This window comes from Komagataeibacter sucrofermentans DSM 15973 (assembly GCF_040581405.1).
In the GTDB taxonomy this organism is placed as follows: domain Bacteria; phylum Pseudomonadota; class Alphaproteobacteria; order Acetobacterales; family Acetobacteraceae; genus Komagataeibacter; species Komagataeibacter sucrofermentans.
Genome location: NZ_CP137157.1, coordinates 182,000 through 206,498 on the forward strand (window position 1 = coordinate 182,000; position 24,499 = coordinate 206,498).

Below are 24,499 nucleotides of genomic sequence, written 5' to 3' on the forward strand. Positions count from 1 at the left end.
ACCCATTATGGCGGAAGGAGGCGTAACTGCCTAATAGGCCCTGCATCGCCCCGGTTATGGCTGATGCACACACGAATGCCCACAACGGAAAACACAAAAAGCGCCGGACGCGCCAGCGTTGTGATGCAGATTGCAGCCATTATTGAAAAAGGAGAATGGTGGAGGGAGTTGGATTCGAACCAACGTAGGCGTACACCAGCGGATTTACAGTCCGCCCCCTTTAGCCACTCGGGCATCCCTCCAGGTTGGGCGGGTAATTACGGGGTATGAGGGGGTGAGTCAAGGGCGTGGATGAAAAATTTGCGCCAATTTTGGTTTGGGGGAATGACGCCGCTGCCCGTTGGGCTTAAAGAGCAATCATGAACATGCGCACATCCCGCCGCCGTGGGGCCTCGTCCGGGGCTCATTCTGCTTCTTCCGCCCGCGCCACACCCGAAAGGGGCGGCAGGCGGGGTGGCCGTGGGGCCGCATCGGCTCCCGCTGGCACATGCTGGCTGTATGGCCTGCATGCGGTTCAGGCCGCGCTTGAAAACCCGGCCCGCAAGCTGCGCCAGCTTCTGGTCACGGCGGAAGCGCAGGAAACCCTGGTCGCAAAGCTTGAAGGCGGCTTTCCCATCCAGGCCGTCCGCGCCGAGCGTGCCCAGCTTGATGCGCTGTGCGGCCCTGACGCCGTGCATCAGGGCATGGCGCTGCTTGCCGACATGCTAAGCCCGCCCGATCTTGATACGGTGCTTGAACAGCCCGGCCCCGTGCTGGTGCTCGATCAGGTGACCGATCCGCGCAACGTGGGCGCGATCCTGCGCTCGGCGGCAGCCTTTGGCGCGGTGGCGGTGGTGATGCAGGACCGCAATGCCCCTGACGAGACCGGCACGCTTGCGCGCGCGGCCTCGGGCGCGCTCGAGATCGTGCCGCTGATCCGCGTGGTCAACCTCTCGCGCGTGCTCGATGCGCTCAAGGCGCGTGGCCTGTGGGTGGTGGGGCTTGATGCGGGTGGCGGCATTCTGGATGGCGCGGCCTTCCACCAGCGTCGCGTCGCCCTTGTGCTCGGGGCGGAGGGGGCAGGATTGCGGCGGCTGACACGCGAGCATTGCGATGAAATCGCGGGACTTGCCATGAGCAGCCAGATGGAAAGCCTCAACGTATCCAACGCCGCCGCCGTGGCGCTGTACGAGATGTTCCGCCACCGCTAGAGCAGCGCGAAAACAGTTTTGGGTGCTGCTTTTAAACAAGGCGGCACCCGGAAATCTTTATTCTGATTGCCCTGCCATAAGGGCCTGATGGTTTTTTCCGCGCACGCCGCGCATTGGTTGCAACGCCCGGCGAAGGGGTGGAAAACATGAAAAACTATTTATGTTATAACATGTAGCTTTGTTCCCCCATTATTGCCATTGGGGGAGCATGACACGATCACGTGAGAGGGCCATTCCGCCAGGCTGCGGAAAGTGGGGCATGGGGCTGCGGCGCCCGGCATGACGGATGGCTTGCTGCGTCGGTTCCGCTGGCTTTACGCCCCGCGCCTGACGGATTTCGGCTTTGCGCTGCGCACGACCATCGCCGCCCTGCTGGCACTCGTGCTGGCGTTGTGGATGGAGATGGATGACCCGCAATGGGCCCCCATGACCACATGGATCGTGGCCCAGAATTCACGCGGGCAGAGCATGTCCAAGGCGCGGTGGCGGCTTCTGGGCACCTGCCTTGGCGCGGTGGTGGGGGTCGCGCTTATTGCCGCCATGCCACAATCGGCGTGGCTGCTCTTTCCCGTGCTGGCCTTATGGGTGGGGGTGTGCTGCGGGCTGGCCACTTTCCTGCGTAATTTCCACTCCTACGCGCTGGTGCTCATGGCCTTTACCAGCGGGCTGATCGCGCTCAACGCGGCCAATGCGCCGCATCAGGTATTTGACATTGCCCTGTCGCGCTCGACCTACATCTTTCTGGGCATATTGTGCGAGAGCGCACTCGCTGCGGTGTTCGCCCCCAGCCTGATCGACGTGGCCCGGCGCGAGATCGGCCAGAAGGTGGGCGCTGCCATCGGGCAGGCCACGCAGGCCCTTGGCAGCATGATGCAGGGGCGCGAGGAGGCCTTCCTCAAGTCACGCACGCTGCTGGGCTCGGTCTTTTCCGTATCGGACCAGATCGAGTTCAGCGAGGTGGAGATGCAGCACCGCACCCGTGCGGGCGACCATGCGCGCGCGGCCCTCGCCGCGATTGCGGTGGTGATGTCACGCGGGCTGGGGCTGAGTGCGCGCATGCACGCCACGGCTGCCCTGCCGGCCGCCTTCGTCACCCCGCTGGCGCGTGCGCAGGCGCTGTTCGCCAGTATTCAGGCGGCCATGGCGGGGCCGGACCCGCTGGCTGCCATTCCCGCCCTGCGCGCGCAACTGCGCAACCTTGGGGCGGAATGCCGCCAGCAACTGGTCAATGACATCATTGCCGTATCAGGCCCCACGCCGCCGGGCCGGGCTGCGGGGCGGCAGCATCTTGATGGCTATATCCTCAATGCCTCGCTCGGCGTGCTGCTGGTGCGGCTTGATGCGGCGCTGGCGCATCTGGCGGCAACGCAGGTGGCGCCCGTGCATGACCATTTCCATTTCTCCATCCCGCCTTGGCGCGACCGCACGGCGGCGTGGCATAACGGCATCCGCTCGGCTGGCGCTGTGCTGATGGGCGGGCTGGTGTGGGAATGCACCGGCTGGCCCGATGGGGCGACCTTCGCCATGTTCGTGGTGGTGACATGCAGCCGCTTTGCCGCGAATGAAAACCCGGTGCGTGACAGCATCGGCTTTCTGCGCGGGGCGGTATGGGCGGTGCTGGTCGCGGCCATCATCACCTTCATGGTGCTGCCTGACCAGGCGGTGTGGGAGACGCTGGTGCTCTCGCTGTTTTTGCCCATGATGGTGGGCGGCCTCGCGCTGCGCGATGCGCGCACGGCGGGTACGGCGGCGCCCTATAACAACTTTCTGCCGTTCATGGTCTATCCGGGCAACCAGTCGCGGCTGGATGAACTGACCTTTTTCAACACCAACAGCGCGGTGGTGCTGGGCATCGGGTGCAGCGTGCTGGTGTTTCGCCTCGTGCTGCCCTTTGACCCCGATGCCGAGCGGTGGCGCATGCGCCGCCAGATCGTGCGCGACCTGCGCCGCATTGCGCTTGCCCCCGCCATACCCGACCCCGGCGCATGGGTGAACCGGCTCACCACCGGATTTGCGCGGCTGGTGCGGCATGCATCCACCATGTCCGATGCGCAGACCAATGCTTATCTTGATGGCGTGCTGTCGGCCATGACAGTGGGGCTGAACCTGATCCGCCTGCGCAGCCTGCTGGCCCGTGCCGGCCTGCCGCCCGCCGTGAATGCGGCGGTGGAGCGCACGCTTGCGGCTTTTGGCGCGTGGCGGGGCAACCCGCCGGTGGAACTCGCCCGCATCGTGGCGGCATCGCTTGCGCAGATGCGCGATGCGGTGGAGGGGGAAGCCAACCTGTCGCGCCGCCTCGATCTGGGGTGGAGCGTGGCCTATCTGGAAATACTGGCGCGTGAACTACATACCAATGCGCGGTTTTTTGATATTACGCGCCGTTTTCATCTGCCGCCTGATGGTATGAACAGGGAAACCGCATAAATCAGGAATAGAAGTTTCTGGGTGCTGCCTTCCCAAGCTTTTTGAAAAAAGCGTCACCAAAAACTTTTATTATTTCAGCAAGGCGTTACTTTTGAAAATCTTCAAGAACAAGGACCAGTTTCATGACCATCAAACGCCTGCAACCTGAAGAACGCCTCGCCGGGGCTGTCGTGCATGGTGGGCTTGTCTATCTGGCCGGGCAGGTCGCCGATGATGCCGACCTCGATGCCGAGGGCCAGACCGCTGACATCCTGCGCCAGATTGACGCCATCCTTGCCGAGGCTGGCACCAGCAAGGCACGCCTGCTTTCGGTGCAGATTTTCCTGAGTGACATGAACGACATGGCCGCCATGAACCGCGCATGGGATGCCTGGCTCGACCCCGCGAGCAAGCCCGCCCGCGCCACGGTGGAAGCCCGCCTGGCCAACCCGAAATGGAAGGTCGAGATCACGGGCATCGCGGCCCTGACCTGAATAAAAACAAAAGTTTCCGGACGCCGCCTTTTTTCAAAAAGGCGGCGTCTTTACCATGTGCAACATCCTGCCCCGATGGGCTTTTCACGGAGCCCCGCAGGCACCGCATGGCCACAAACCCTGCCGCGCATGCAACCGCGCGGCAGGCGTACTGTTCTGATCTGTAACTGCGGGGCCACAAGCGCCCCTGTTACAGATACGGAGCCTGCGCCATGCCAGATGACAGCCATATTGCCTCCTCCCGCCGCACCGTGCTGGCCGCAGCAGCAGGTCTTGTAACGGCAGCGGCGGCCTCTGGCCGGGCGCAGGCGGCGGAAATGGCCGCGCCCCGCCCGCCGCTGGTCGACCCGGAAAACGCCTATCCCCGCCCGCCTTTTCCCGAGCAGTCGCAGCCCTGGCCCGGCCTTGCGGGCAAGATGAATCCCCGCCCCGACCATGGCGAGACAAGCTACCGTGGCTCAGGCCGGCTGGCCGGGCGCAAGGCGCTGATTACCGGCGGTGATTCCGGCCTTGGCCGTGCCGCCGCCATTGCCTATGCCCGCGAGGGGGCGGATGTGGCCATCGCCTACCTGCCGCAGGAGGAACCCGACGCGCGCGAAGTGATTGCGCTGATCCGCGAGGCCGGGCGCAAGGCGGTTGCCCTGCCCGGTGACCTGCGTGACAGTAAATACTGCGCCCAGCTGGTCCAGCGCGCGCATGATGAACTTGGCGGGCTGGACATACTGGTCAGCAATGCAGGCCGCCAGCGCCATCAGGCCAGTATTCTGGATATTACCGACGAGCAGTTCGACGAGACCTTCCGCACCAATATCTATGCCCTGTTCCACCTGAGCAAGGCCGCCATTCCGCTCATGCCGCGCGGGGCCGCGATCATTGCCACGGCCTCGGTCAATGCGTTCAGCCCGTCGGAGATCCTGCTGGATTATTCCGCGACCAAGGGGGCCATTGTCGCCTTCGTCAAGTCTTTGGCCAAGCAGATGGTGCACAAGGGCATTCGCGTCAACGCCGTGGCCCCCGGCCCGTTCTGGACCGCGCTGCAGATCAGTGGCGGGCAGACGGAGGAGAACATCCACAATTTTGGTGGCGAGACCCCGATGGGCCGTGCGGGCCAACCGGCCGAAATCGCGCCGATCTATGTGCTCCTGGCCTCATCGGAGGCAAGCTATATTACCGGGCAGGTCTATGCGGCCTCGGGCGGCACGGGGGTTGGCTGAAGCCTTGCGCAGTACGGCGCGCGGTGGCACAGGATAGGCATGCGCATGATCCTGCCTGCCCTGCTGATGCTGCTTGGTGTCGCGGCATGTTACTTCGCCATTGGCATGATTACTGATGCCGGGCGTTTCATATCGGATTCCCATCCGTGGTGACATGCTAATGAAAAAGAATAAAAGTTTCTGGTGAAGCCTTTTTGAAAAAGGCGACACCTAAAAACTTTTATCATTCCAAGGGATTATCGGGCCTGTCTTTTCAGGCAATCCCTTGACAGGCAAAGGGGATGACAGGATGGCCGATCAGGATGTCACCACGCCGGGCCTTGCGGGCCTGTTATGGCCCCGTCGCAGCGTGTGTTACCGGCGGCTTGCCGGGTGGCTCATCCCCGACATGCGCTGGATGGAGCGACCCCGCCCGCTGGATATCTGAAAAGCGCGTCACGGCACTGCTTTTTTAAGTATCTGGCAAGGTCAGGGCCCTAGAGGGATTTGTGTTGCGCTGCTTCGGGGTTCATGCATGTGATACGCATTCACGTTACGCATATCATATAAAAACCCGAACAAGACCTGCGGGCCACACCCCGCACTGGAGAGAGACATGATCCGTTTTTCCGCCCTGCCTGCGCTCGTTGTGGCCAGTGTTGCGTTCGCCTCGCCCGCGCTGGCCTCGGTCGTGCGTTTTGAAGGGCATTTCGCGGGGGAACATGGCGCGACATCCCACCCCGAGGGCAAGGTCGAGACCGCGCTGAACACGCGCACCAACCTCGTGAAATATGTCATTACATGGAGCGGCCTGAGCGGCCCGGTCACGGCGGCGCATTTCCATGGCCCGGCCCCGGCAGGCGAGGAAGCGGGCGTGCTCGTGCCCATTCCCAGCCCCTACAAGTCTGGGCAGCATGGCTCGGTCCTGCTCTCGTCCGAGCAGGCGCAGGCACTGCAGAACGGGCAGGTTTACGTCAATCTGCACACCGCAGCCCTGCCCAATGGCGAGGCCCGCGCCCAGATCGAGCGCCAGACCCCGCCTGCCAGGCCGTAAAGCGGGCCTGCGGGGCATAAAGTCCATGATAGGGTTTGCATGGCTGCTCTTTGTGCGGCACTGTTGGTGTTACGGCATGGAAGCCATGTTAATTCTTCATGGAGCCGGGCGACATATCTCGCCACAAGTCAGGGAGTCTGCTTTTGCGCCTAGCACGTGTGGCCGTTACCGCGGCTGTTATATCCCTGTCCGGTTTTGGTCCGTTCTGCGCCCATGCCCGCGCCGCGGATGCGCTTGGTGACCATACGGGCACGATCACCTTCACCATTTCAGCGGCGGATGTCGGGGCGGGTGTGTCATGGGGCAAAGGCGTGCTGACCTTCGAGGGGCATGACTATCCCTTCCGCATCCGTGGTGGCTCGGGGGCTGCCATCGGTTTCTCGCGCACCCATGCGGTTGGCACCGTCTATAACCTGTATCGCGTGTCCGATATCGAGGGCACGTACTGGTCCGTGCAGGGCGAGGCCACCATGGGGGCGGGCAAGGGCGGCGCCGTCATGGAAAACAATAACGGCATCTATATCAAGTTCACCTCGACAAGCAGCGGCGCGCGCCTTGCCTTCTCGGTCGAGCGCCTGACCGTGCGGCTCAACCCCGGCGTCACGCCGCCCGCGCCGCAGCAGCCTGCCACCACGCCCGCGGCCACCAATCCCGCCCCGGCCACCAGCCCTGCATCACACCAATAGGCAGGCGGCACCCTGATCGTGCATGGTAGCTTCATCATGAAAACGGATGGAGCCACCAGCATGACAGAAAACACCCATAGTTTTGGCGATGGCCGCCTGGCCGCCAGCGTGCACGCGAAGGGGGCCGAACTGTGCGCCCTGCGCGCGGGCGGGCGCGATCTGCTGTGGGGCGGTGGCGCGCCGTGGCAGCGGCAGTCACCGGTGCTGTTCCCCATCGTGGGGCGGCTGGTTGATGATACCGCCTGGGTAGAGGGCAGGCCCTACCGCATGACGCAGCATGGCTTCGCGCGCGACTGCACCTTCCGCTGGCTTGCGCGTGACGAGACCGGCTGCCGCCTCGAACTCGTCGACACGGACGAGACGCGTAAAATGTTCCCCTTCGCGTTCAGCCTCGTGATCGAATACCGGATCGAACAGGGCACCCTGTCGGTGCGCTACTGCGTGACCAACCCCGATAGCGCGCGTGTGCTGCCCGCCTCGCTTGGCGCGCACCCGGCCTTCATCTGGCCGCTTGCCCCCGATGTGCCCAAGAACCGGCATGTCATTACCTTTGATGCGCCCGAACCCGCCCCCATCCGCCGCCTGCAAGGGGGCCTGCTGCTGCCCGAGGCCCTGCCCACGCCCATCAAGGGCCACACGCTGGCGCTTGACGAGGCCCTGTTCGCGCCCGACGCGCTGATTCTCGACCAGTTGGCCAGCCATGGCCTGACCTATGGCATCCCCGATGGGCCGGGTCTTAGGCTGGCATGGGAGGGCTTTCCCTATCTGGGCCTGTGGATGAAGCCGGGCGGTGATTTCCTGTGCATCGAGCCCTGGCATGGCATTGCAAGCCCGGTGGGGTTCAGTGGTGAATTTTCTGCTCGTCCAGGCGTGTTTCACCTCCAGCCGGGGCAGGAATGGCGGGCAGGCTGGCAGGTTGGCTGCATCTGAGCGGGGCGGCTTCCGGCGGGTGTATTTTCCGCGCAACACCTGCCGGAATAAGCCTTGCGAAAACAGCATGGATCGACCCGTAAATCTGCGAAAATATCGGATGTGCAAGGCGATGGTTGCGGCGTAGTAGAGCAACAGGAGCAGCATGCGGCAGTATCGCCCGCTAGGCTCACGGGAAACGCCTTGATGCGTAGTTTTTCTCCTGTCCCCGTCGTGGGATTTTCCCCGTCTTCCCCCTCCCTCCCGATCCGCTCCTTCCGCCAGCGCGTAAGTGCGTGGGTGGGTGCGGCCTATCGCAAGCAGGGGATGATGCTGCTCTCTACAGTGCCCAGCGTGGCCGTGCCCTCGGGCTGCCATAGCGGCATGGAGGGCAGCCCCTCGCTGCTCGCGCTGCGCGGCTGGGATCGCGCCTGAACCTGCTGCCTGCGGGCAGGCCAGTTCTGTGATATTGTGTATGGCGGCGCATTCCGGTGCGCCGCCATATTCATGACTGCCGCATGGCGCGGGCGAACAGGAAGGCACAGGGCGATGCACAGGCGCATGTTGAACTGCATGGGGGGACTTGGCCTTGCCATGCTGGCGCATGGGGGCACCGCAGGGGCGGCGACAACCGCCTTCAACAAAATGCCGGATTACGAGAAATTCGGCATTATGGTTTCTTCCGCCTACCATGTGCGGCGCTGCGAAGTGACGGTGCGCGTCAACCCCACCCGTTTTGCCCAGAGCGCCACCGCGCTGGAAAACGAGGGTATTCTCGATAACGCCACGACCGATCTCATCAACAAACGGCCCGAATACTATATCGGCCAGGCCATGCACGAGATCGTGCCGACCATCATCTACCATACCTTCCTGCGCTATACCGATGCGGCGACCTGCCGGTTCACGTTCCGCAACCGGGCGGGGCAGGATGATGCGCTGTACGGCTATACCGCATCCGAGCCGACCTTCCTCAGCTTTGTCGTGCGCAGCCATACCATGACGCAGGTGGACTGGTACAAGGCCAGCTTTGACGAGATCAAGGAAGTCTCGGCCCAGTTCAATGAAGACCCCGCCTACGCTACCCCCGCCACGCAGGAGGAAGGCATCCCCCCGGCCCAGCCCACCGCCGCGGGCCTGCCCGGAGCGGAGGATGAAGCGCCGGGGGTGACAGACGGGCTGCGATGAACCACAAACAGGCATGACCATCACCACCCCGCCGGAATTTTCATCCCAGTTTATGGACCAGTTGCGCGACCTGCTGCGCTGGCGGCGTGATGTGCGCCATTTCCGCCCCGACCCGGTGCCCGAACCCGTGCTTGATGACCTGCTGCGCACCGCCTGCCTTGCCCCCTCGGTCGGGCTGAGCGAGCCGTGGCGCTTCGTGCGCGTTGATGATGCGGCCCGGCGGGCTGCGGTGCGGGCGGATTTTACCCGCTGCAACGAGGCCGCCCTGGCCGATCGTGACGGGCCGGACGCCCTGCGTTACGCGCGGCTGAAACTGGCCGGGCTGGATGATGCCCCCCACCATGTGGCGGTGTTCTCGCACCCCGACCCCGCGCAGGGGCGCGGGCTGGGGCGGGCAACCATGCCGCAGACCACCACCTGGTCCACTGTCATGGCCATCCATACTTTCTGGCTGGCGGCGACGGCGGCGGGCGTGGGAGTGGGCTGGGTCTCGATCATTGATCCCGACCAGGTTGCGGCCGTGCTGGACATGGACCCCGCACTCGAACTCGTGGCCTATCTGTGCGTAGGCTACCCCGCAGCCCCCGCGAGCACGCCTGAACTGGAGCGGCGCGGCTGGGAGCACCGCGCGCCCGAGCGGCGGCAGTGGATCCGGCGCTAGGCGGCGGGCGAGACGGGCGAGACGGGCGAGCAGTCATCCATGCGGGGCAGTTCTGGCTGGCAGCGGATCTGCCCGGTTATGACAATGCGGTGCCTGAACTGACATCACGCGCTGATAATGCAGTGGTAAAGGTGATGCGCCGCGCGCGTGCATAAGGGGCAGGCCCGCCGGGGTATTCCTGCCCGGATTTTGTGTATTCGTGGCGCTGTTACATGGGGTAGTTGCGTATCGGGCATATTGGTATTGTGGCCCATCTTCACGGATGGTTGAAAAAACGGGTGGCAGATATTCGTTAAATCCGGTTTTGCCCGGCGTCTGTTTCAACCATTGTACCGACCGGATTTCAGGCCGGGGGGGCGCGCGCCTTCTGGCTCCGTATCGCGTATCTGGTCCGGGCGTGCCCAGTCTATGTTCCGGTAAGAAATCATGATGACCTGCCCGGCACGGAGGACTGAACGCTGCTGCATCATTTCGAATACCTGTTCCAGCATTATGGCTATGGGGTCATTACCTTTATTGTCATGCTGGAAAGCATGGGCCTGCCGCTGCCTGCCGAGACACTGATCATTTCCGCCTCAGTCTATTGCGCAGCCACCCATCGGCTCGATATCCGCTGGGTGGCCCTTGCTGCCGTGATGGGGGCCGTCATTGGTGATAATATCGGTTACATGATCGGGCGCCGCGTGGGCCTGCCGCTACTGCAGAAATATGGCAGCCGCATCAAGCTCACCCCGCAAAGGCTGCTGCTTGGCCGTTTCCTGTTCCGCCATCATGGCAGCGGCATCGTGTTCTTCGGGCGTTTTGTGGCGCTGCTGCGTGTGTTCGTGGCACTGCTGGCCGGGGCCAATCACATGCCCTGGCCGCGCTTCATGATCTTTAATGCGCTGGGCGGCCTGTGCTGGGCAGGGGGGTACGCCACCGGGGCATATTATCTGGGCCGCAAGGTTACGCAGGTATCAGGGCCAGCAAGCATCGGGCTGGGCCTGGCTGTGGCGGTGGGGCTTGTGGCGAGCGCGGTGTTCCTGCGCCGCAATGAACAGCGCCTGACCGCGCAGGCCCTGCGTGAGGCCGAGGCGGAAAATGCGGCAGACGGAACACGCGCCGCCTGAACGTTGTGGTCAGGCGCTTTTGGCCAGCGGCTGCTGCGTCTGTTGAAGCTGGGTTGGCCCGGGCAGGCGGGTGAGCAGATGCGGGCGCTCATGATCTGGCAGCAGGTCGGCCAGCGTTGTTGAATCCAGCACGCTCATGAAGGCGCCGAGCGCGGTGGAGAGCACGCCGCGCAGCTTGCACATGTCCGACAGGATGCAGCAGTTGCCATCGGCCTGGCTGGGTTCACAATGGACCAGCTGCAGGTCATCCTCGGTCTGGCGCACGACATCGCCAATGCGGATATCTTCGGGGGCATGGCCAAGGATAAGGCCACCACCACGACCGCGCCGCGCATCAATCAGCCCAAGGCGGGACAGTCGGTGAATGACCTTGACGAGGTGATTCTCGGAAATGTCATACGCGCCGGCTATCTCATGGATCGAGACACGCCTGTCGGCATGCAATCCCATGTATAACAGCGTACGTAAGGCATAATCGGTGTGCAGGGTCAGGCGCATACCGATAGCTAGCATGGCGTGAATGAGCAGAAACAGACCTCTATAAATTGCATAATAAATGCATATTAAAGGGCAAAACTCCCTCCAGGCCTTGGTTTTGGGGCCTTGATTGCGCTTAAAGACGACAGATTCGGTGCTGTAGTATCACGGTAATGTGATTGAAGTAACAGATAACCACCATCATCCTGCCTCTATCCCTTCGGGCGGGTCCGGTTTGCGTTCTGGTATGGAAAAACACGGCTCATTCTGCAATAAAAAACAATATTTTCAGTAGTTTAATATTTAAAACCTGTGGTTGTGCACCCTGCCTTGCTGTGGAAAGGAAGGGAAGCTGACACACGTTTTCATCATGCGAGTGATTAGGGTGAGCAATAAGCAGTTGCATCAGCGGTGTCAGGACGCGCGTTTCCATGCGCCGGGCCGGAGCCTGGCACGGGCCAGCTCTCGTTGCCCCGCATTGAGACAATACTAAAAAATGAGGGAAAACTGCCAAAAACAGGCATATCTTGCATTGCCATGCCATCATTCGTGGCAGGGGTTCGTGCAGGCGCGTAGCCGCATCCATCATGCCGCCTGCATCTTGGAATGCGATTCGTATTCCCTTTTCCCGCACCGGCTGGGAGGGGAATCATGGGGCAACACCGCTGCCCGCCAGCCTGACCTTGTGGTGATATATCGGCCAAGGTGGCCAGAAACTGCCGCCAACCCATGGCTGGCCAGCCTGCATGCATGTCCATCTGCTTTGTTTCTTCCTTGCCCGTCCCGGTGCGCCCTACGGGTCAAGGAAAAGATAATGCATCAGGCGCATGATCGCGCAGCAATGTCTCCATAATCACATTCTATTCAAAAGGGTAGGGGGGTATGCGTATAACAGTTGTGTGATGTCGGCCCTGCCTGCCCGTCCGCTCAGGGGTGGGCTATGCGTCTGCCTTGCAAAACCGGGGGGGCGTGCGTTACTCCCGGCGTTATCTTCTGATCAATGGCAGCAGGATGAGTGATTTGGCCGAGCCCGGAAAACGTAATGCCAGCGGACGCACGCGCGCCATTGTGGTCGCGCTGTTGCTCGGCGTGGTCGTGGGGCTGGGGCTGCATGCGGCGGGGCCTGCTGCGGTCGAGGGCGCCACCCGCTGCGCAACCCTGCTGACGGGGCTGTTCCTGCGGCTTGTGCGCATGATCATCGCCCCGCTTGTTTTTGCCACCCTTGTGTCGGGCATTGGCAGCCTTGGTGATGGCACGCAGGTGCTGCGCATCGGGGGGCGCATCCTGCTGTGGTTTATCGTCGCCTCCTTCCTGTCGCTCGTGACCGGCCTGCTTGCCGCCAACCTGCTCCAGCCCGGCGTGGGCTTTACCGTGCCCACGGCAGCAGGCGATATGGGGCTGGCGCATGCGCATTTTGATCCGGTCGAGTTCGTGCTGCATGTGGTGCCCACCAGCATTTTCGATGCCATGGGCCGCAACGACATCCTGCAGATCGTGGTGTTCTCTGTCCTGTTCGGCCTGGCGCTGCCCGCGGCGGGCAAGGGGGCGCAGCGCATGATCCTGCCCTGGACGGCCGAACTCGCCCGCATCATGCTGCGCATGACCGATATGGTGATGTATGCCGCCCCCGTGGCCGTGTTCGGCTCGGTCATGGGCAGCGTGGCCCATAGCGGCATTGGCATTCTGGGCATGTTTGGCGTGTTTCTGTGCAAGTTCTACGGCACGCTGGGCGTGCTGTGGGTGCTGCTCACCGCCATGACCTTCTGCGTGCTGGGGCGGCGCGTGTTCGCGCTGGCCAGGCTGCTGATCCAGCCCATCCTGCTTGGCTTCGCCACCGCGAGCAGCGAGGCCGTCTACCCGCTGCTGGTCGAGCGGCTGGAGCTGTTTGGCGTGCCCGACCGCATCAGCGGCTTCGTGCTGCCGCTGGGCTACAGCTTCAACCTTGATGGCTCGGTGCTGTTCCAGTCCTTCGGCGCGCTGTTCATTGCGCAGGCCTATGGCATCCACATCCCCGTAGGCCAGCAGATCGCGATGGTGCTGGTGATGATGCTGAGCAGCAAGGGCATTGCGGGCGTGCCGCGCGCGGCCCTGGTCACGCTGGCTGCCGTCATGCCGCAGTTCGGCCTGCCCGAGGCGGGGCTGGCGCTGATTCTGGGCATTGACCATTTTCTCGACATGGCGCGCACGGCCACCAACGTGCTGGGCAATGGCTATGCCGCTGCCGTCGCCGCCCGGTGGGAAGGCGAACTGGCCGACCACGCGCTGGAGGAGGGGGCGTAACGCCCTGCAGGGTATGAAAAGTTTCTGATGAGGCTTTTTGCAGAAAGCTTCACAAAGAATGCCGCCTTTTTGAAAAAAGGCGGCATCCAAAAACTTCTGTTTTAGGCTTTTGCCAGCGCCGCGCGCAGCTTTTCATCCAGCACGTCAAGGAAAGGCTGGGTATCGAGCCATTTGGTGTCCTTGCCCACGAGCAGGGCGAGGTCCTTGGTCATCTGCCCGCCTTCCACCGTCTCGATGCACACGCGCTCGAGCGTATGGGCGAAGTGGGTGACATCGGGCGTGTCATCGAACTTGCCGCGATAAGCCAGGCCGCGCGTCCAGGCAAAGATCGAGGCGATGGGGTTGGTGCTCGTCGGCCGCCCCTTCTGGTGTTCACGGAAGTGACGGGTCACGGTGCCGTGGGCGGCTTCCGCCTCCACCACGTCGCCCGTGGGGTTGAGCAGCACCGAGGTCATCAGGCCAAGGCTGCCGAAGCCCTGGGCCACGATGTCGCTTTCCACGTCGCCATCATAGTTCTTGCACGCCCAGACATAGCCGCCCTTCCACTTGAGCGCGCAGGCCACCATGTCATCAATCAGGCGGTGCTCGTAGGTCAGGCCCAGCTTTTCAAACTCGGCTTTGAACTCACGCTCGTACACCTCCTGGAACACATCCTTGAACATGCCGTCATAGGCCTTGAGGATGGTGTTCTTGGTGGACAGGTAGACCGGCAGCCTGCGGTCGCGCCCATAGGCCAGCGAGGCACGGGCGAAGCCCTCGATCGAGGCGCGGGTGTTGTGCATGCCCAGCGCCACGCCGGGGCCCTTGAAGTCATGCACGTCGAGCACCTGCTCGGGGCCGCCATCGGCGGGGGTGTAGCGCAGCGTGACCTGGCCGGGGCCGGGAATGCGGGTTTCAGCCGCGCGGTAGATGTCGCCATAGGCATGGCGGCCGATCACGATGGGCTGGGTCCAGTGCGGCACGAGGCGCGGCACGTTGGAACAGATGATGGGTTCGCGGAAGATGGTGCCATCAAGGATGTTGCGGATGGTGCCGTTGGGCGAGCGCCACATCTTTTTCAGGCCGAATTCTTCCACCCGTGCCTCATCGGGGGTGATGGTGGCGCATTTCACGCCCACGCCGTAGCGGCGTACGGCCTCGGCGGCTTCCACGGTCACACGGTCATCGGTCTCGTCGCGGTGGGTGATGCCGAGGTCATAATATTTCAGGTCGATATCGAGATAGGGCAGGATCAGCCGCTCGCGGATGAAATGCCAGATGATGCGGGTCATCTCGTCGCCATCCATCTCGACAACGGGATTCTTGACCTTGATCTTTGCCATGGTACGTCTTTGTGCCTTTGTTGAATCTGGTTTTTTTGAAGGGTGTTTTTTTGTGGCGCCCGTCTGCGCGGGCCCTCCCGGCGGTCAGCATTATTAGGCGCGTGCCCGGACGATAAAAAGCATTGCCGCGCGCCGGTTCGTTCACAAACGTGCCAGCCATGATGCGCGTGGCCGTTCGCCGCCATTGCGCGCGGGTCTACCCGCCTGTGCGCACCCATGGCATGAAGGCGGCATGAACTGGCATTTTCCCCCATGCAGCCTGTTGCGCAGGCCCCGGTCATGGCGGCAGGCCTGGCCCGATGCGCTGTTGGGGCTGATGGCTGGCCTCGCGCTGCTGCCCGCCTGCACGGCGTTGCAGGGCATTGCGCGCGCGCTCATGCTGTGGGGGGTGGTGGCGCTGGTTTTTAACAGCAGGCGGGTGCTGCTCGCCTGCCTGCTGCCTGCCGTCGTGCTGCTGCCCGGCGCGCTGTATTACATCCATATCAGCGGGGTGCCCCCGGGTTATCCGTTATGGCTGATCCTGTTCTACTGCTCGGTGCCTGTGGTGATGGGTTATGTCGCCCCGGTGCTGCCGTGGCTGTGCGCGTGGGCGGTGTTCTGGTCGGGACTGGCCGCGCTTTACGTATCGCGCCCGCGCGGGGCGGTGGTGCCGTGGCCTGCCCGGTGGCGTCTTGGCGCGGTGGCGGTGCTGGTGGCGCTGACGGTCGTGCCGCTGATCCGGCTGTGGCACAGCCTGCCGCCCACCCGCGCAGGCACGGAAAACCCGCTGGTGGCCATCCATGCCCGCTTTGACCGCGCCTGGCCGTGGAGCCTGCTCAGCGGCTATGCCGCAGCCCGGCGCGAGACATGGCGCGTGACCGCCATGGCGCGGCGGATCAGCCATGAGCCGGTTCACTTCCTGGCCCCGCCCGCCATCGATGCGCCGCAGGTGATCGTGCTGGTCATTGGCGAGAGCGCGCGCCGCGACCACCATCACGGCTTTGGCTACCCCCTGCCCACCACGCCCGAAATGGACCAGCTGCCCGGCCTGCTGCGCTTTGACAATGTGGTCACGCCCTTTGACTACACAGTGGGCGCGGTGCCGGTCATCCTGTCGGGCTATGACCGGCTGCGGCCGGGGGCCGTGCCGGGGCATGACCTTATATCAGTATTCAATGCGGCGGGGTTCGATACGTGGTGGATCAGCAACCATCCCCGTCTTGGCCCGTATGACAGCGTGATCGGGGCCTATTCGGAGCAGGCGCACCATATCGCCTACACTACCGTGCAGGGCGGCGTGATGAGCCGGCCCGTGCTTGATGAACGGATGCTGCCGGTGTTCAATCAGGCCGTTGCCGGGGCGAAGGGGCCGGTGCTGATCGTGCTGCACCTGTTTGGCAGCCACGAGAACGCGGCAGACCGCTCCCCGCCGGGCTTCGCCCATCTGGGCAGCGCCTATGACAACAGCATTGCCTATACCGACCATATCCTCGCCCGCGTGCAGGCCAGCCTGCAGGCGCGCGGGGGGGTGTCGGCCCTGTTCTACGTGCCTGACCATGGGGTGCGGGTGAATGAATGCACGGGGGGCATCCCTGCGCATGGTGATGTGCGCGCGGCGTATGAAGTGCCGCTCTATTTCTGGGCCTCGCCTGACTGGCAGGCCACCCACGCTCCGGCCATGCAGGCTGCGCGCGCCAACGTGCACGGGCCCTTTACGCTGGCCAGCATGCCCGCCAGCGTGCTCGAGGCGGCGGGGCTGGCCTATGTGGGGCTGGATCGGAGCCTGTCGGTGCTGTCAGCAGGTCCCGCCCGCCCGCGCAGGATCGTGCATGGCGATGGGGCCGCCAACCAGAACGTGGATTATGACCACAGCCATGACGACCAGGCCTGCCACATCACACGCGATTAACCAGTGATGACTGAAGACGTTTTTGGTGAAGCTTTTTTCAAAAAGCTTCAAAGGAACGCCGCCTTTTTGGAAAAAGGCGGCACCCAAAAACTTTTACTTTTTATAGGATATTACTTCCCGTCGGGGTGGTCCTTGCGCCAGGCGTCATAGCGGCGCTTGTCCAGGCAGTAGGCCAGGTCACGATAGAGCTGGATGTGGCGGATGTGGGTCACTTCCTCCTGGCAGGCGATCTTGTCGCTGTCCTTGTATTCCTCCCACGCGGGTTGCAGCACCAGGGCGCGTTCCTTTTCCGCCGTGACGCAGGCATTGGTCACCTCATCGCCAAATTCGGTGGTGCAGACATCCACCACCGGATAGTTGGGGAATGTCAGTGCCGGGGCGGCAAGCTGCACCTCGGGGCGGATGTAGAGCGAGTTCAGTTCCGCCTCGGGCACGTCGGCGCGGGCGGCGGGTGCGCAGGTCACGGCCAGCGCGCCCAGCAGGGCACAGGTGATGATCTTGTTCATGTCTGTATGCCTTCATTCGAAAAAGCGCGGCACGGGGCTGCGCGCCTTATGTGGCCATAATGCCAGTTCCTGCCAAGGGGAATGGGGCGCGTGCGTGTTCCTATCGCGGCGCGGCCATCAGATCCCGCCAGGCGGGCCAGTCCCGCACGAGCCGGGCCAGCACGGCATGGCCCGCCCCACCGGGATGCAGCCCATCGCCCCGGCTGATGCCGCCACACCATGCGGCGCTGCTCAGCAGTGGCGCCCATACCGACAGGAAGGGCACGCCAGCCCGGGCGCATAATGCCGCCATGGCCTGCTCCAGCACGCGGGTGCGCCCATCGGGGCCGGGCCGACCTACGGGCGGGGGGCCGATCATCAGGGTGGGCCACGTGGCGCGGGCGCCCTGCAAAATGCGCTCGGTGGCGTGCAGGCTGTCCTGTAGCGCAAGCCGGGGATGGCCTGTGGCATCGGTTCTGGCGTCATTGGCCCCGAAGGACAGGATAATGCCGCCATCATCGCGCCCGTGCAGGCGGGCCTGTGCTTCCGCCTGCCAGCGCAGCGCGATGTCATGGCTGGTCTGGCCCCTTACGCCAAGGTTGTAGAGGGTGAGATCATGCCCGGCCTGCCGCTCGATTGCGCAAAGCCGGCCGGCCCAGCCCTGGCAGGTTTCATCGCCCGTTCCCGTAACGTAGCTGTCACCGATAAAGCAGAGTCGCATAGCGGGCATGATAGGCCCCATCCCTGTGCGAAGGCACTGGCATTTCTATACTTTCTTATTTTGTTCTCATGTTTTAGACTGGTTGCGCCACGAATGCAGGGGAGCAGGAACACACATGCGGGCAGGCATCACGCCATGGTTGGGATTGTGCCTTCTACTGGCCCCCGCACCTGCACTGACAGCCCCGACGCCTTATCAGGTGACCCCTGCGGCCATAGGGTGCACGCAGGCTGCAAGCCTGCGCCGTGTGGCGGAACTGCCGCCTTCCATGCCTGCCGCCGCCCATGCGCAGGCACTGGCCCAACTGCATTGCCAGCGCGTTGACGGGGCGGGAACGTGGCAATTACTGGGCACGCGTGATGATGAGGCCGTGGCGCGGTTGCGCCCCCTGCCTGCGCGGCGGGGTGAAGGGCCGCTGTATTTTGCAGCCAGTGCCGTGAGTGTGGCGGGCGCAGCCCCCGCAGCCCTGCTATCGGGGGTGTGGCGGCTTGTGCTGGCGGGTGGCGTGGCGATGGTGCTGTGGCCGGTGCTGCGCTACGGCGGGCGGTGGTGGCGGCGCAGGCAGGCGTGGCGGCTGTGCGGGCAACTGGTGCACCGCCATGGCGAGGCGCTGCGCATCCGCCGCCGGCAACTGGTGCAGTTCAATAGTTATGGGGTGGAGCGCACCACGAAGTGGGAGCGCGAGCAGGCGGAATTCATCAAGACGGTCATCCAGCCCGCCCTGCGCGGCAAAAGGCTGGCGGCAACGTGGCCAGCCCTTGCCCGGCGCGTGCTGGCGCTGATCGATCAGGTGGCGCGTCAGGTCCCTTCTGGCGGCCAGGCGGCGGATGGCTTTTCACCAGACATGGACCCCATCGCCTATGAGCGTTATTGCGCCGCGCGGCTGCGGGCCTGTGGCTGGGATGCCCACGCCACCCCGCCGGGTGGTGACCAGGGAGCGGATGTCATTGCCGTGCATGGCCATGTCAGGCTGGTCGTGCAGTGCAAGCTGTACCGCAACGCCGTGGGCAATGAGGCCGTGCAGCAGATTGCAGCCGCCCGCCTGCATTACCATGCCGATGTGGCGGCTGTGGTCTCGAATGCGGATTACACGATTCCGGCCCGGCAGCTTGCGCGGTCCAACAACGTGTTCCTGCTGCATCACGATGAACTGCCCGCCTTTGCCGCCCGGCTGGCGCGGGCGCGCAAGAAGGCATGACAGACATATTGTGTCATAACATGACACGAACCTGCCTGCCGTCTCGCGCGCATTGGCCTGCGGGGGTGGCGGTCAGTCCTTCGTGGGCTGGGAAACTGTGGAAGAGGGCCGATTGCGCGTGCTCAGCCGGACCGTAATCAGCAGATGGGCGATCATACGTGCAGAGTTGCTCATGGATCATACCTCCTATCCTCTTCATACATGAATCGTTTCGCAAAAGCGAAGGTTTCCTGAAAAATGATCTCACTTCGTGCCGCTGTTGCGCCTTGCGGCCGTCATCCCCATCTTCAGACAGGAACGAAACAGGACAGGATCAGGGCTTGAGACGACATCGTGTGATGCTCGACGGGCGTGAACTCTATGCAGGCGCGCAATGGACGCACGTGCAGCGCTTTGCCGCCGCCCTGCAGGCCAGGGGGCAGAATGCCGTGGCGATTCGCGATGAGGCGCCCCGCCCGCCCCGTGCGCCACGCGCCCGCCTGCGTGGCCTGCCCCCACGCCCCACGCCGCCCGCGGGGGAGTGAGGGATGGCCTATTGTTATCTGGTCATCGCCATCGTGGCGGAGGTGACGGCCACGTTCTGCCTGACCCTGTCCGCGGGCTTTACGCGGGTGGGGCCATCATGCGTGACGGTGGTGGGGTATGGGGTGGCCTTCTATGCGCTGTCGCTGGCGTTGCGGGTTATTCCCACCGGGGTGGCCTATGCCATCTGGTCGGGCATTGGCACGGTACTCATTACGCTGGTCTGCCGCGTGGTGCTGGGGCAGAAACTTGATCTGGCCGCCATTGCGGGCATGGCCCTGATTATATGCGGCGTGCTGGTCATGAACCTGCTTTCGGGGGCAGGACAGCACGGATAAAAGTTTTCGATAAATACGGCTTATTAAAAAAGGCCGACTCCGCAAGGAGCCGACCCAATCTCACGCTCAGCGGTGATGGTCACCGCCGCCGCCCGGACCACCGGGGCCATGGCCGCCCCCTCCGGGTCCGTGCCCGCCACCACCAAAAATGCCACCGCCATGATCGCCGCGCGGTCCTCCCCCGCCCATGGGAGGCCCACCGCCGCCGCCGCCGGGGCCATGACCGCCCCCTCCAGGCCCGCGTCCGCCACCACCAAAAATGCCGCCGCCATGATCGCCGCGCGGGCCTCCCCGGCCCATGGGCGGCCCGCCACCACCCCGGCGCGGGCCGCCAAAGCCGCCGCCACGGGGGCCGCCGCGGCCTACATATTCCGGTGCGCCGCCATAATAGTCGCCGTAGCCATTGTAATAGCCACTACCACCATAACCGTAATCACCATATCCGCCGTAATAGCCGCTACGCGGGCCATCCACGCAGGCGCTCAGGCCACTGGCCATGGCCAGCACGCACAGGGATCGTGTCAGTTTTTTCATGGGGCAGATCGTCCTTAAATGTCATTGCGGGGGCCGGGCCTGGGCCTGCGGGGCGCATATGAGTGCAGTAAGGCGACTGTTCCGGTCTTTTCACGCGCATGCAAGGGCGTGTGGAAACCGTGATCCTGTTTTTTCACCAAAGATAAAGTCTTTGGTGACACGTTTTTCAGGAAGCTTCGAAAAACGCGCTTTCCTTCATCCCTTTCCCGCCATGGGAAAAAAGGGATTGGCCGGGGGAAAGAACGGGGCCCTCTCCATCCCGGCCAGCCTGCGTGGCTTATTTCAGGCCATCGGCCTTGGCGAGTTCCTTGACGCGACGCAGCAGGGAGGTCGCGTAGTCTTCCGCTTCCATCTTGGAGCTGAACCCGGCAATGGCGCCGGTCAGACCACCGATGTTGATTTCAAGCGAGAATTTGCCCTGTGCGTCGGGTCCGGTCGCTACGGCTTTGCTCATGATGGCATCCTGTTCGTCATGTTGTGGATCAGGGACACACGCGGTGTCCGTTCCACCATAATTGGGGTGGCGCAGGGCCATCATCCAGACCCGCCCCTGCATGGCAGGATGCCACGGCGCAATCTTGACATGGCAGCACGCGATACAGGGGGCCTGTCGCCAGTTTTGCACAGGCAGGGGTAAGCTTGTTACAAGGGCCGCCTTTCATGGCGCGGCATGACTGCCGTGAGCGCCCAGCCAGGAGACTGCCCCGCATATGATGAAGCGCCTGCCCGGTTTCTTTCAGATGGCCCGCCTGTTCGACCTGTTCGAGGAGGGGGTGATGCTCATCCTGACCCTGCTGATCGTGGTGATCGCGGGCACGTCGCTTGTGCATGTGGTGGTGGCGGTGGGGCGCATGGTGCTGACATCGGGGCTGAACCCAACCAGCCCGGAGGTGTTGCAGGGCATTTTCGGCATGTTCTTTACCGTGCTGATTGCCCTTGAGTTCAAGCATTCCATTCTGGTGCTGCCCGATGCGCAGCCCCACAGCATGATCCGCATGCGCTCGGTGCTGCTGATCGGCATGCTGGCCACGGTGCGCAAGTTCATCGTGATCGACCTCAAGGAAGTCGATGTCATGGAACTGTTGGCCCTCTCGGCCGCCGTGCTGTCGCTCGGTATTGTCTACTGGCTGGTGCGCGCGCCTACGCCCGGTGCCGCAGCACCTTCCGGCGAGACGCCCGCCATGCCGGAAGGATGAAAGCATAAAAGCTTCCGCATGCCGCCTTTTTCAAAAAAGGCTCCGTACCAGAAACTTTTATTCTTTCGGGGTCATTTCGTGCGGGCAAGCTCGTCTTCAAGCTTTTTCAGGCGCGTGGCGAGCGCATGGGCGTGCTCGGGGCGGTCTTTGAGCGCAATGGCGTGGTCGCGGCGCACCTGTTCGAGTTCACGCTCAAGATCGGTGGTGGACGGCATGTGATGGTCTGCGGACATGAACTGGCTCCATGAAAATGTGGTTTCCGTTCATGTCGGAACGTGTCGGGGCTGGCGCAACCTGTTTTTTGCGCGGATGTGCTATGTCGTGGCGGATCAGTGGCTTGCAGCGTGCAGGGGCGCTGGCATGATGGGCATGGCGATGTTCAACGCGCCCGCACGCGGGGGCATGAGGGATAGGGAGTAAGGGCTGATGGATTTCAAGGACGGCGATATCGTGGTGGTGAAGGATGATGCGGTGGTCAAGCCCGAACAGCGCGGCTTCAAGGGCGCCATCGTTGAGATGATTGAAAACGGGCAGGTTCGCGTGCGCAATGACAGCACCGGTAATGATGCCTGGTTCTCGACCAGCGACCTGCGTCACGAATGAAGAACGGGGGCTGTGGTCAGTCTCCATCCCACAGGCGCAGGAAGGCGTATGGATAGGCCATGCAGGTCCGCATCAGATGCATCATGCGGCTAGACCATTCGGTGCCAGGTGCGGGGGCTGTCAGTATCTGCATGGCCATGCTCCTTGAATGCTTTTGACAGGCGGGCAGGCCATGGAGGCCAGCCTGTAGACCCTGTAACGAAATGCAAGCATGAAAGTGGCATGGGCGGGTATCACATCTGCATGAGTGATGCGGCGCTGCGCGGCTGGCGCATTGCCGCCGCGCATGCCGGGTTTGGACGGTTGCGCCCACATGGTGATAGAAGTACCCAGACCGGCCCCGCCGGGAACCGGACCGACAGACAGCGAAGAGATTTGATGAACCGCGGCAAGATTGTGAAATGGGGGACCATCGTGTCCCTGCTGCTGATGATGGGCAGCGTGGGCGTGCTGGTACGCGGCATGACGGCTGATGGCATTGGCCCCATCTCATGGATGGTGGCCGAAGGGCTTGCGGGGCTTGGCCTGCTGGGGCTGGGCATCATCAACATAAGTGGCGGGCGCGACTGAACGCCCGCCAGGACCGTGAAGCCTAACCGCCCATGCCGGGGCCGCCCGAGCCGCCCGGTCCGTCACTGAGCGAATCCTGGCCGGGCGAGCCGGTCATGCCGCCCACGCCGCCGCTCTGGTCGGGATCGCTGGGCGGGCGGCTGGACTGGCAGGCCGCCAGCCCGGCAAGAAGCAGCAGAACGGTAATTTTTTTCATTGAGGGTTTGCGTCCTTCGATCACGATATGGCGAGGTATGTAAGGATATTGGCGCCGGAATCAAAGCCTTTCCCCGCATCTTTAAGGGGCGGAGGCTGAAACGGGTTCCACGCCAAAGCGGTAGATGGTCGTTTCATCATATATCTGGCCGGGGCGCAGTTCGATCGAAGGAAAATCGGGGTGGTTGGGGCTGTCGGGATAATGCTGGGTTTCGAGTGCTATGCCGTCGCCCTGGCGGTAGGTGCGGCCTGAAGGCCCGGCATAGGCGCCATCAAGGGAATTGCCCGTATAGACCTGCACGCCGGGCTGGGTGGTCAGCACCTCGAGCACCCTGCCAGATGCCGGGTCGCGCAACCGGGCCGCAGGCACCGGTGCTGTTGCATGGGCATGGTTGATGACCCAGTTCTGGTCATAGCCGTGGGCATAAAGCATCTGGGTCATGCTGTTGTGCAGGCGGGTGCCAATGCGGTGTGGCATGCGAAAATCGAGTGGGGTGTCGGCCACGGGGGCGATGGTGCCTAGCGGTAATGAATTGGCATCGGTGGGCGTATAGGCATCGGCATTGAGCTGGAGCACGTGGTTTTCCACCGTGCCACTGCCTTCGCCGCTCAGGTTGAAGTAGCTGTGGTTGGTCAGGTTGACCACCGTGGGCCGGTCCGTCGTGGCGCGGTAGTGTAGCGAAAGCTCGTTGCGCGTGTTGAGCGCGAAGGTGACATGCGTGGTCAGCGTGCCGGGAAAGCCCTCCTGCCCGTCGGGGCTGACGAGCTTCAGGGTCACGCTGGCGGTGTCTGCCGTAAGGCCCGTGCCCTCCACGGTCCAGACCTGTTTGTCAAACCCCCTTCGGCCGCCATGCAGCGCGGTCGTGCCCTCGGTGGGGGGAATATGGTAGCGCTGGCCTCCCAGCACGAAGGTGCCGTGGGCAATGCGGTTGGCCACGCGCCCTACCGTCGCCCCAAAAAACAGGCCGCCCTTCGCGTTGTCCACCGTGTAGCCCGCGAGTGTGGGGAACCCCAGCACCACATCATCGACATGCCCGGTGCGGTCCGGTGCCTCAATGGCGGAAATGATGCCGCCATAGCTCAGCACCCGTACGCGCATGCCATGCGCATTGGCCAGGGTGAACTGCTCGACCGGCTGCCCGTCGGGCGTTGCGCCAAACGGCGCGCGGGCTAGGGTGGGCGCGGGCACGGGCTGCGCCATGGTCGTGCTGGCCATGACCATGGCGGCCGCGCACAGGGCGACGTTCATGCGTAAAAAAAGGGCCTGCATGGCGGCTTCCTGT

General features: G+C 63.4%; 30 protein-coding genes and 1 tRNA gene. 20 read left to right on the forward strand and 11 right to left on the reverse strand.

The features are described from left to right. Positions 1 to 156: 156 nt before the first annotated feature. Positions 157 to 242 (reverse strand) — tRNA-Tyr (locus tag R5N89_RS00865). A 117-nt stretch (positions 243 to 359) separates the two neighbouring features. On the opposite strand from R5N89_RS00865, the gene rlmB reads away from it, so the two are divergent. The 12 genes from rlmB (at position 360) to R5N89_RS00925 (ending at position 10,887) form a co-directional block, all read left to right on the forward strand. Next, positions 360 to 1,190, forward strand: coding sequence for a 23S rRNA (guanosine(2251)-2'-O)-methyltransferase RlmB (gene rlmB, locus R5N89_RS00870; protein WP_110567843.1), 831 nt, complete (start codon positions 360 to 362; stop codon positions 1,188 to 1,190). Positions 1,191 to 1,469: 279 nt separating this feature from the next. After that, positions 1,470 to 3,614 (forward strand): FUSC family protein, encoded by a 2,145-nt coding sequence (locus tag R5N89_RS00875; protein ID WP_110568053.1) that lies wholly within the window; start codon positions 1,470 to 1,472, stop codon positions 3,612 to 3,614. A gap of 122 nt (positions 3,615 to 3,736) precedes the next feature. After that, positions 3,737 to 4,087 (forward strand): RidA family protein, encoded by a 351-nt coding sequence (locus tag R5N89_RS00880; protein ID WP_110567845.1) that lies wholly within the window; start codon positions 3,737 to 3,739, stop codon positions 4,085 to 4,087. A gap of 212 nt (positions 4,088 to 4,299) precedes the next feature. Then, positions 4,300 to 5,301: an SDR family oxidoreductase gene (locus R5N89_RS00885; RefSeq protein WP_279629365.1), complete on the forward strand. Its 1,002-nt coding sequence runs from the start codon at positions 4,300 to 4,302 to the stop codon at positions 5,299 to 5,301. Between the two features lie 289 nt (positions 5,302 to 5,590). Continuing rightward, positions 5,591 to 5,728 (forward strand): hypothetical protein, encoded by a 138-nt coding sequence (locus tag R5N89_RS00890; protein WP_167400832.1) that lies wholly within the window; start codon positions 5,591 to 5,593, stop codon positions 5,726 to 5,728. A 168-nt stretch (positions 5,729 to 5,896) separates the two neighbouring features. Next, the gene (locus R5N89_RS00895) at positions 5,897 to 6,334 is read left to right on the forward strand and encodes a CHRD domain-containing protein (protein WP_110567847.1); all 438 of its coding nucleotides are present in this window, start codon (positions 5,897 to 5,899) and stop codon (positions 6,332 to 6,334) included. A 143-nt stretch (positions 6,335 to 6,477) separates the two neighbouring features. Then, positions 6,478 to 7,020, forward strand: a complete 543-nt coding sequence (locus R5N89_RS00900) for a hypothetical protein (protein ID WP_244192097.1) — start codon at positions 6,478 to 6,480, stop codon at positions 7,018 to 7,020. 60 nt (positions 7,021 to 7,080) lie between these two features. After that, positions 7,081 to 7,950: an aldose 1-epimerase family protein gene (locus tag R5N89_RS00905; protein ID WP_110568057.1), complete on the forward strand. Its 870-nt coding sequence runs from the start codon at positions 7,081 to 7,083 to the stop codon at positions 7,948 to 7,950. Between the two features lie 186 nt (positions 7,951 to 8,136). Then, positions 8,137 to 8,364 carry a hypothetical protein gene (locus tag R5N89_RS00910; RefSeq protein WP_208624641.1) on the forward strand — a complete coding sequence of 76 codons (228 nt, stop codon included), beginning with the start codon at positions 8,137 to 8,139 and terminating at the stop codon, positions 8,362 to 8,364. 114 nt (positions 8,365 to 8,478) lie between these two features. Beyond that, positions 8,479 to 9,117 (forward strand): hypothetical protein, encoded by a 639-nt coding sequence (locus tag R5N89_RS00915; protein WP_244192098.1) that lies wholly within the window; start codon positions 8,479 to 8,481, stop codon positions 9,115 to 9,117. A 13-nt stretch (positions 9,118 to 9,130) separates the two neighbouring features. Continuing rightward, entirely contained in the window at positions 9,131 to 9,778 is a 648-nt protein-coding gene (bluB, locus tag R5N89_RS00920; protein ID WP_110567851.1) for a 5,6-dimethylbenzimidazole synthase, read from the forward strand. A gap of 521 nt (positions 9,779 to 10,299) precedes the next feature. Further along, positions 10,300 to 10,887 (forward strand): DedA family protein, encoded by a 588-nt coding sequence (locus R5N89_RS00925; RefSeq protein WP_110567853.1) that lies wholly within the window; start codon positions 10,300 to 10,302, stop codon positions 10,885 to 10,887. A gap of 9 nt (positions 10,888 to 10,896) precedes the next feature. Here the strand turns inward: R5N89_RS00925 and R5N89_RS00930 are convergent, their stop codons facing one another. Both R5N89_RS00930 and R5N89_RS00935 read right to left on the reverse strand, forming a co-directional pair. Then, entirely contained in the window at positions 10,897 to 11,385 is a 489-nt protein-coding gene (locus R5N89_RS00930) for an Rrf2 family transcriptional regulator (protein WP_110567855.1), read from the reverse strand. Between the two features lie 241 nt (positions 11,386 to 11,626). After that, positions 11,627 to 11,953: a hypothetical protein gene (locus R5N89_RS00935; protein ID WP_146220188.1), complete on the reverse strand. Its 327-nt coding sequence runs from the start codon at positions 11,951 to 11,953 to the stop codon at positions 11,627 to 11,629. Between the two features lie 422 nt (positions 11,954 to 12,375). Here R5N89_RS00935 and R5N89_RS00940 point away from each other — a divergent pair, with 422 nt between their 5' ends. After that, positions 12,376 to 13,644 carry a dicarboxylate/amino acid:cation symporter gene (locus R5N89_RS00940; protein WP_208624642.1) on the forward strand — a complete coding sequence of 423 codons (1,269 nt, stop codon included), beginning with the start codon at positions 12,376 to 12,378 and terminating at the stop codon, positions 13,642 to 13,644. A gap of 101 nt (positions 13,645 to 13,745) precedes the next feature. Here R5N89_RS00940 and R5N89_RS00945 read toward each other — a convergent pair whose 3' ends face one another. Next, the gene (locus R5N89_RS00945; protein WP_110567859.1) at positions 13,746 to 14,966 is read right to left on the reverse strand and encodes an NADP-dependent isocitrate dehydrogenase; all 1,221 of its coding nucleotides are present in this window, start codon (positions 14,964 to 14,966) and stop codon (positions 13,746 to 13,748) included. A gap of 232 nt (positions 14,967 to 15,198) precedes the next feature. On the opposite strand from R5N89_RS00945, the gene R5N89_RS00950 reads away from it, so the two are divergent. Next, entirely contained in the window at positions 15,199 to 16,854 is a 1,656-nt protein-coding gene (locus tag R5N89_RS00950) for a phosphoethanolamine transferase (RefSeq protein WP_110567861.1), read from the forward strand. Positions 16,855 to 16,964: 110 nt separating this feature from the next. Here the strand turns inward: R5N89_RS00950 and R5N89_RS00955 are convergent, their stop codons facing one another. Together R5N89_RS00955 and R5N89_RS00960 are read right to left on the reverse strand one after the other, a co-directional pair. After that, positions 16,965 to 17,360 carry a hypothetical protein gene (locus R5N89_RS00955; protein ID WP_110567863.1) on the reverse strand — a complete coding sequence of 132 codons (396 nt, stop codon included), beginning with the start codon at positions 17,358 to 17,360 and terminating at the stop codon, positions 16,965 to 16,967. Positions 17,361 to 17,460: 100 nt separating this feature from the next. Next, positions 17,461 to 18,069: a GDSL-type esterase/lipase family protein gene (locus R5N89_RS00960; RefSeq protein WP_244192099.1), complete on the reverse strand. Its 609-nt coding sequence runs from the start codon at positions 18,067 to 18,069 to the stop codon at positions 17,461 to 17,463. A 106-nt stretch (positions 18,070 to 18,175) separates the two neighbouring features. Between R5N89_RS00960 and R5N89_RS00965 the strand changes: the two genes are divergently transcribed. The 3 genes from R5N89_RS00965 (at position 18,176) to R5N89_RS00975 (ending at position 20,118) form a co-directional block, all read left to right on the forward strand. Beyond that, positions 18,176 to 19,258: a restriction endonuclease gene (locus R5N89_RS00965; protein ID WP_110567868.1), complete on the forward strand. Its 1,083-nt coding sequence runs from the start codon at positions 18,176 to 18,178 to the stop codon at positions 19,256 to 19,258. Positions 19,259 to 19,578: 320 nt separating this feature from the next. Further along, positions 19,579 to 19,782 carry a hypothetical protein gene (locus R5N89_RS00970; RefSeq protein WP_244192100.1) on the forward strand — a complete coding sequence of 68 codons (204 nt, stop codon included), beginning with the start codon at positions 19,579 to 19,581 and terminating at the stop codon, positions 19,780 to 19,782. Between the two features lie 3 nt (positions 19,783 to 19,785). Further along, positions 19,786 to 20,118 (forward strand): multidrug efflux SMR transporter, encoded by a 333-nt coding sequence (locus R5N89_RS00975; protein ID WP_110567871.1) that lies wholly within the window; start codon positions 19,786 to 19,788, stop codon positions 20,116 to 20,118. Positions 20,119 to 20,184: 66 nt separating this feature from the next. Here R5N89_RS00975 and R5N89_RS00980 read toward each other — a convergent pair whose 3' ends face one another. Both R5N89_RS00980 and R5N89_RS00985 read right to left on the reverse strand, forming a co-directional pair. Then, positions 20,185 to 20,652 (reverse strand): hypothetical protein, encoded by a 468-nt coding sequence (locus R5N89_RS00980; protein WP_167400833.1) that lies wholly within the window; start codon positions 20,650 to 20,652, stop codon positions 20,185 to 20,187. Positions 20,653 to 20,929: 277 nt separating this feature from the next. Next, positions 20,930 to 21,106 carry a hypothetical protein gene (locus R5N89_RS00985; protein ID WP_167400834.1) on the reverse strand — a complete coding sequence of 59 codons (177 nt, stop codon included), beginning with the start codon at positions 21,104 to 21,106 and terminating at the stop codon, positions 20,930 to 20,932. A 256-nt stretch (positions 21,107 to 21,362) separates the two neighbouring features. Here R5N89_RS00985 and R5N89_RS00990 point away from each other — a divergent pair, with 256 nt between their 5' ends. After that, positions 21,363 to 21,848: a phosphate-starvation-inducible PsiE family protein gene (locus R5N89_RS00990; protein ID WP_110567877.1), complete on the forward strand. Its 486-nt coding sequence runs from the start codon at positions 21,363 to 21,365 to the stop codon at positions 21,846 to 21,848. A 71-nt stretch (positions 21,849 to 21,919) separates the two neighbouring features. On the opposite strand, the gene R5N89_RS00995 is transcribed toward R5N89_RS00990, so the two are convergent. Beyond that, positions 21,920 to 22,081, reverse strand: a complete 162-nt coding sequence (locus R5N89_RS00995) for a hypothetical protein (RefSeq protein ID WP_167400835.1) — start codon at positions 22,079 to 22,081, stop codon at positions 21,920 to 21,922. Between the two features lie 193 nt (positions 22,082 to 22,274). Between R5N89_RS00995 and R5N89_RS01000 the strand changes: the two genes are divergently transcribed. Then, positions 22,275 to 22,451, forward strand: coding sequence for a hypothetical protein (locus tag R5N89_RS01000; protein WP_167400836.1), 177 nt, complete (start codon positions 22,275 to 22,277; stop codon positions 22,449 to 22,451). A 378-nt stretch (positions 22,452 to 22,829) separates the two neighbouring features. Further along, positions 22,830 to 23,021: a hypothetical protein gene (locus tag R5N89_RS01005; protein ID WP_061273682.1), complete on the forward strand. Its 192-nt coding sequence runs from the start codon at positions 22,830 to 22,832 to the stop codon at positions 23,019 to 23,021. A gap of 22 nt (positions 23,022 to 23,043) precedes the next feature. On the opposite strand, the gene R5N89_RS01010 is transcribed toward R5N89_RS01005, so the two are convergent. Both R5N89_RS01010 and R5N89_RS01015 read right to left on the reverse strand, forming a co-directional pair. Beyond that, positions 23,044 to 23,217, reverse strand: a complete 174-nt coding sequence (locus R5N89_RS01010) for a hypothetical protein (protein ID WP_167400837.1) — start codon at positions 23,215 to 23,217, stop codon at positions 23,044 to 23,046. Positions 23,218 to 23,298: 81 nt separating this feature from the next. Beyond that, positions 23,299 to 24,486, reverse strand: coding sequence for an aldose epimerase family protein (locus tag R5N89_RS01015; RefSeq protein WP_110567882.1), 1,188 nt, complete (start codon positions 24,484 to 24,486; stop codon positions 23,299 to 23,301). Positions 24,487 to 24,499: the final 13 nt, after the last annotated feature.

Coding starts and splice junctions, on each gene's coding strand:
- R5N89_RS00975 (WP_110567871.1), top strand. CDS start 19,786: ATGGCCTATTGTTATCTGGTCATCGCCATCGTGGCGGAGGTGACGGCC.
- R5N89_RS01015 (WP_110567882.1), bottom strand. CDS start 24,486: ATGCAGGCCCTTTTTTTACGCATGAACGTCGCCCTGTGCGCGGCCGCC.
- R5N89_RS00960 (WP_244192099.1), bottom strand. CDS start 18,069: ATGCCCGCTATGCGACTCTGCTTTATCGGTGACAGCTACGTTACGGGA.
- R5N89_RS00885 (WP_279629365.1), top strand. CDS start 4,300: ATGCCAGATGACAGCCATATTGCCTCCTCCCGCCGCACCGTGCTGGCC.
- R5N89_RS00915 (WP_244192098.1), top strand. CDS start 8,479: ATGCACAGGCGCATGTTGAACTGCATGGGGGGACTTGGCCTTGCCATG.
- R5N89_RS00925 (WP_110567853.1), top strand. CDS start 10,300: ATGCTGGAAAGCATGGGCCTGCCGCTGCCTGCCGAGACACTGATCATT.
- R5N89_RS00875 (WP_110568053.1), top strand. CDS start 1,470: ATGACGGATGGCTTGCTGCGTCGGTTCCGCTGGCTTTACGCCCCGCGC.
- R5N89_RS00980 (WP_167400833.1), bottom strand. CDS start 20,652: ATGAAAAAACTGACACGATCCCTGTGCGTGCTGGCCATGGCCAGTGGC.
- R5N89_RS01005 (WP_061273682.1), top strand. CDS start 22,830: ATGAACCGCGGCAAGATTGTGAAATGGGGGACCATCGTGTCCCTGCTG.
- R5N89_RS00995 (WP_167400835.1), bottom strand. CDS start 22,081: ATGTCCGCAGACCATCACATGCCGTCCACCACCGATCTTGAGCGTGAA.
- R5N89_RS00910 (WP_208624641.1), top strand. CDS start 8,137: ATGCGTAGTTTTTCTCCTGTCCCCGTCGTGGGATTTTCCCCGTCTTCC.
- rlmB (WP_110567843.1), top strand. CDS start 360: ATGAACATGCGCACATCCCGCCGCCGTGGGGCCTCGTCCGGGGCTCAT.
- R5N89_RS00880 (WP_110567845.1), top strand. CDS start 3,737: ATGACCATCAAACGCCTGCAACCTGAAGAACGCCTCGCCGGGGCTGTC.
- R5N89_RS00930 (WP_110567855.1), bottom strand. CDS start 11,385: ATGCGCCTGACCCTGCACACCGATTATGCCTTACGTACGCTGTTATAC.
- R5N89_RS01000 (WP_167400836.1), top strand. CDS start 22,275: ATGGATTTCAAGGACGGCGATATCGTGGTGGTGAAGGATGATGCGGTG.
- R5N89_RS01010 (WP_167400837.1), bottom strand. CDS start 23,217: ATGAAAAAAATTACCGTTCTGCTGCTTCTTGCCGGGCTGGCGGCCTGC.
- R5N89_RS00950 (WP_110567861.1), top strand. CDS start 15,199: ATGAACTGGCATTTTCCCCCATGCAGCCTGTTGCGCAGGCCCCGGTCA.
- R5N89_RS00940 (WP_208624642.1), top strand. CDS start 12,376: ATGAGTGATTTGGCCGAGCCCGGAAAACGTAATGCCAGCGGACGCACG.
- R5N89_RS00905 (WP_110568057.1), top strand. CDS start 7,081: ATGACAGAAAACACCCATAGTTTTGGCGATGGCCGCCTGGCCGCCAGC.
- R5N89_RS00935 (WP_146220188.1), bottom strand. CDS start 11,953: ATGATGGATGCGGCTACGCGCCTGCACGAACCCCTGCCACGAATGATG.
- R5N89_RS00985 (WP_167400834.1), bottom strand. CDS start 21,106: ATGAGCAAAGCCGTAGCGACCGGACCCGACGCACAGGGCAAATTCTCG.
- R5N89_RS00945 (WP_110567859.1), bottom strand. CDS start 14,966: ATGGCAAAGATCAAGGTCAAGAATCCCGTTGTCGAGATGGATGGCGAC.
- R5N89_RS00955 (WP_110567863.1), bottom strand. CDS start 17,360: ATGAACAAGATCATCACCTGTGCCCTGCTGGGCGCGCTGGCCGTGACC.
- R5N89_RS00890 (WP_167400832.1), top strand. CDS start 5,591: ATGGCCGATCAGGATGTCACCACGCCGGGCCTTGCGGGCCTGTTATGG.
- bluB (WP_110567851.1), top strand. CDS start 9,131: ATGACCATCACCACCCCGCCGGAATTTTCATCCCAGTTTATGGACCAG.
- R5N89_RS00965 (WP_110567868.1), top strand. CDS start 18,176: ATGCGGGCAGGCATCACGCCATGGTTGGGATTGTGCCTTCTACTGGCC.
- R5N89_RS00990 (WP_110567877.1), top strand. CDS start 21,363: ATGATGAAGCGCCTGCCCGGTTTCTTTCAGATGGCCCGCCTGTTCGAC.
- R5N89_RS00895 (WP_110567847.1), top strand. CDS start 5,897: ATGATCCGTTTTTCCGCCCTGCCTGCGCTCGTTGTGGCCAGTGTTGCG.